Origin of the sequence: Streptomyces bobili, assembly GCF_002154575.1 — a bacterium.
Taxonomy (GTDB): Bacteria; Actinomycetota; Actinomycetes; order Streptomycetales; family Streptomycetaceae; genus Streptomyces; species Streptomyces bobili.
In genome coordinates this window covers 1-4,110 of sequence record NZ_MUBA01000161.1, presented here as the reverse complement: position 1 = coordinate 4,110, position 4,110 = coordinate 1, and the positions used below count along the sequence as shown (strand labels likewise).

Sequence of the window (4,110 nt, the reverse complement as noted above, 5' to 3'; positions counted from 1 at the left end):
CCGGCCGGGAAAGCACTGAGGGCCCGCACCTCGAAAGGCGCGGGCCCTCAGTCATGAGCTAGTGCTCAGTGGGCGTTCAGCTCTGCCCACCGGCCAGCTTCTCGCGGAGCGCGGCAAGCGCCTCGTCCGAAGCGAGGGCACCAGAGGTGTCCGCACCCTCGGAGGAGTACGAACCGCCGCCACCGCCGCCACCGCTGCCACCGGACGCGGCCGGAGCAGCAGCCTCGCCGCCCTCGGCCGCAGCCGCGGCGTCGGCCTCGCGGGACTTGATGACCTGCTGCTGGTGCTGCTCGAAGCGCTGCTGCGCCTCGGCGTACTGGGTCTCCCACACCTCACGCTGGGACTCGAAGCCCTCGAGCCAGTCGTTGGTCTCGGGGTCGAAGCCCTCGGGGTAGATGTAGTTGCCCTGGTCGTCGTACGACGCGGCCATGCCGTACAGCGTCGGGTCGAACTCGACCGAAGCCGGGTCGCCGCCGAAGGCCTCGTTGGCCTGCTTCAGCGAGAGGCTGATGCGACGGCGCTCGAGGTCGATGTCGATGACCTTGACGAAGATCTCGTCGTTGACCTGGACGACCTGCTCCGGGATCTCCACGTGGCGCTCGGCCAGCTCGGAGATGTGCACCAGACCCTCGATGCCCTCGTCCACGCGGACGAACGCACCGAACGGCACCAGCTTCGTGACCTTGCCGGGCACGACCTGGCCGATCTGGTGGGTGCGGGCGAACTGCTGCCACGGGTCTTCCTGGGTCGCCTTCAGCGACAGGGAGACACGCTCGCGGTCCATGTCCACGTCGAGAACCTCGACGGTGACTTCCTGGCCGACCTCGACAACCTCGGAGGGGTGGTCGATGTGCTTCCAGGAGAGCTCGGAGACGTGCACCAGACCGTCGACGCCACCCAGGTCCACGAAGGCACCGAAGTTGACGATCGAGGACACGACGCCGGAGCGGACCTGACCCTTCTGGAGGGTGGTGAGGAACGTCTGGCGAACCTCGGACTGGGTCTGCTCGAGCCAGGCACGGCGGGACAGGACCACGTTGTTGCGGTTCTTGTCCAGCTCGATGATCTTGGCCTCGAGCTCCTTGCCCACGTAGGGCTGGAGGTCGCGGACGCGGCGCATCTCGACGAGGGAAGCCGGCAGGAAGCCACGGAGGCCGATGTCGAGGATGAGACCACCCTTGACGACCTCGATGACGGTACCGGTGACGATGCCGTCCTCTTCCTTGATCTTCTCGATGGTGCCCCAGGCACGCTCGTACTGAGCGCGCTTCTTCGAGAGGATCAGGCGGCCTTCCTTGTCCTCCTTCTGGAGAACAAGGGCTTCGATCTCGTCGCCGACGGCGACCACGTCGTTCGGGTCGACGTCGTGCTTGATCGAGAGCTCGCGGCTCGGGATGACACCTTCGGTCTTGTAACCGATGTCGAGCAGGACCTCGTCCCGGTCGACCTTCACGATGACGCCGTCGACGATGTCGCCGTCGTTGAAGTACTTGATCGTCTCGTCGATCGCGGCGAGGAAAGCTTCCTCGTTACCGATGTCGTTGACCGCTACCTGCGGCGTGGTAGAGGTGGTCTCGGTGCTGCTCGTCATGTGGGAAAGGGCTCCGGTACGGACAGAGAGTCGTAGGTACTGCTTACGCCGGGAGCCCGTTTCGCTCTGCAGACGGCCGGACAGCCAAGGAAGCGCCTCACCGAAAAACGGCTATGGCGCCTCGACAACCGAGGGACATACATACAGATGCGAGCGCGACCTGCTACGTCTGAGGTGCGCAAGCCCGCAGCGCAACTTGTAGCATACGGGGGCAGCCGGGCAGGGTCAATGCGCGAAGGCGCACACCCGGGGCGGATCGCCCCAATTCCGGCACAAAACCTCTCTTCCGAGGCCACGCAGGCCGCGGGAAGGCCCTCCCGGAGACACCGTGACGGCGCCTCCCGGATGCGGGTTGGACGGAAGAGTACGACGAGGGAGCCGATCATCCAAGAGCCCGTATCGTCCGAGCCCGCGTTCGAGCCGGGGTCCGAGCCCGAGGCCGAGCCGGAGGCCACCCGCCGCGAGGCCGGTGTCGCGGAGAGCGCGCGCGCCAACCGTGGCTGGTGGGACCGCAACGCGGACGAGTACCAGATCGAGCACGGCACGTTCCTCGGCGACGACCGCTTCGTGTGGGGTCCGGAGGGCCTGGACGAGGTGGAGGCCGAGCTGCTCGGCCCGCCGGAGGACCTGAAGGGCAAGGCGGTCCTGGAGATCGGGGCCGGAGCCGCCCAGTGCGCGCGCTGGCTGGCCGCCCAGGGCTCCCGTCCGGTCGCCCTGGACGTCTCCCACCGCCAGCTGCAACACGCGCTGCGGATCGGCGCGGCGTTCCCTCTGGTGTGCGCCGACGCGGCGGTCCTGCCGTTCGCGGACGGTTCCTTCGACCTGGCCTGCTCGGCGTACGGGGCGCTGCCCTTCGTCGCCGAGCCGGTGCAGGTCCTCAAGGAGGTGCGCCGGGTGCTGCGGCCGGGCGGGCGTTTCGTCTTCTCGGTGACCCATCCGATCCGCTGGGCCTTCCCGGACGAACCGGGCCCCGAGGGCCTGTCCGTCGCCTCGTCGTACTTCGACCGCACGCCCTACGTCGAGCAGGACGACGACGGCCGGGCGGTGTACGTCGAGCACCACCGGACGATCGGCGACCGGGTCCGCGACGTCGTGGCGGGGGGCTTCCGGCTGGTGGACCTGGTCGAGCCGGAGTGGCCGGTCTGGAACACCGCGGAGTGGGGCGGCTGGTCGCCGCTGCGCGGCGGTCTGATCCCGGGCACGGCGATCTTCGTCTGCGAACGGGACTAGCCCCTTCCCTTTCCTCACACTGCCCGCACGCGCGTGCGTGGGCGCTTCCCCCGGCGTACGACACTGGGTGGCGTGATCCGTTACGACGCCCTGGACGCGCTGCCCGTACGGGCTGCCCTGCCCGCGCTGCACGAGGCCCTGGCCGGGCAGGGGACCGCCGTGCTCGCGGCACCGCCCGGCACCGGGAAGACGACGCTGGTGCCGCTGTCGCTGGCCGGGCTGACGGGCGAGGGCCCGGTGCGGCGGGTGGTCGTGGCGGAGCCGCGGCGGATCGCGGCGCGGGCGGCTGCCCGGCGGATGGCGTGGCTGCTCGGTGAGCGGACCGGCGACAGCGTCGGGTACACCGTGCGCGGCGAGCGCGTCGTCGGGCGGCACACGCGCGTGGAGGTCGTCACCACCGGTGTGCTGCTCCAGCGTCTCCAGCGCGACCAGGAGCTGACCGGGGTCGACGTGGTGGTGCTGGACGAGTGCCACGAGCGGCATCTGGACGCGGACACGGCTGCGGCCTTCCTGTGGGACGTGCGCGAGACGCTCCGCCCCGAGCTGGGGCTGGTCGCCGCGTCGGCGACGACCGACACCGAGAGCTGGTCCCGGCTGCTGGGCGGTGCGCCGGTGGTCGAGGCCCACGGGACGTCGTACGACGTCGAGGTGGTGTGGGTGCCTCCGGTCCGGCCGGTACGGCCGCCGCACGGCATGTGGGTCGACCAGGCGCTGCTCGCGCATGTGGCGTCGGTGGTGCGGCGGGCGCTGGAGGAGCGGTCGGGTGACGTGCTGTGCTTCCTGCCGGGGGTCGGGGAGATCGCGCGGGTCGCGGGGCGGCTCGGGGACCTGGGCGGGGTGGACGTGCTCCAGGTGCACGGTCGGGCGCCGGCGGCGGTGCAGGACGCGGTGCTGGCTCCCGGGGAACGGCGCCGGGTGGTTCTGGCGACGTCGGTCGCCGAGTCGTCGCTGACCGTGCCGGGCGTGCGGGTGGTCGTCGACTCGGGCCTGGCGCGGGAGCCGCGGGTGGACCACGCGCGCGGGCTGAGCGCGCTGGCGACCGTGCGGGCCTCGGTCGCGGCGGGACGGCAGCGGGCCGGCCGGGCCGGGCGTGAGGCGCCGGGCGCGGTGTACCGGTGCTGGGCGGAGGCGGAGAACGCCCGTCTGCCGCGGTTCCCGTCGCCGGAGATCAAAGTGGCCGACCTGACGGCGTTCGCCCTCCAGGCGGCCTGCTGGGGCGATCCGGGGGCCTCCGGGTTGGCGTTGCTGGATCCGCCGCCGGGCGGGGCGATGGCCGCGGCCGGCCGGCT

At 71.0% G+C, this 4,110-nt stretch carries 3 protein-coding genes; 2 read left to right on the top strand and 1 reads right to left on the bottom strand.

The window, feature by feature from the left end; translation table 11 throughout:
- Window positions 1-76 precede the first annotated feature (76 nt).
- Entirely contained in the window at window positions 77-1,591 is a 1,515-nt protein-coding gene (gene rpsA, locus BZL64_RS14070) for a 30S ribosomal protein S1 (RefSeq protein ID WP_086769520.1), read from the bottom strand.
- Between the two features lie 228 nt (window positions 1,592-1,819).
- On the opposite strand from rpsA, the gene BZL64_RS14065 reads away from it, so the two are divergent.
- Both BZL64_RS14065 and BZL64_RS14060 read left to right on the top strand, forming a co-directional pair.
- Window positions 1,820-2,821 (top strand): class I SAM-dependent methyltransferase, encoded by a 1,002-nt coding sequence (locus tag BZL64_RS14065; protein ID WP_425276043.1) that lies wholly within the window; start codon window positions 1,820-1,822, stop codon window positions 2,819-2,821.
- A gap of 72 nt (window positions 2,822-2,893) precedes the next feature.
- A partial coding sequence (locus BZL64_RS14060) for a helicase-related protein (RefSeq protein ID WP_143663126.1) occupies window positions 2,894-4,110 on the top strand: 1,217 nt, incomplete at its 3' end.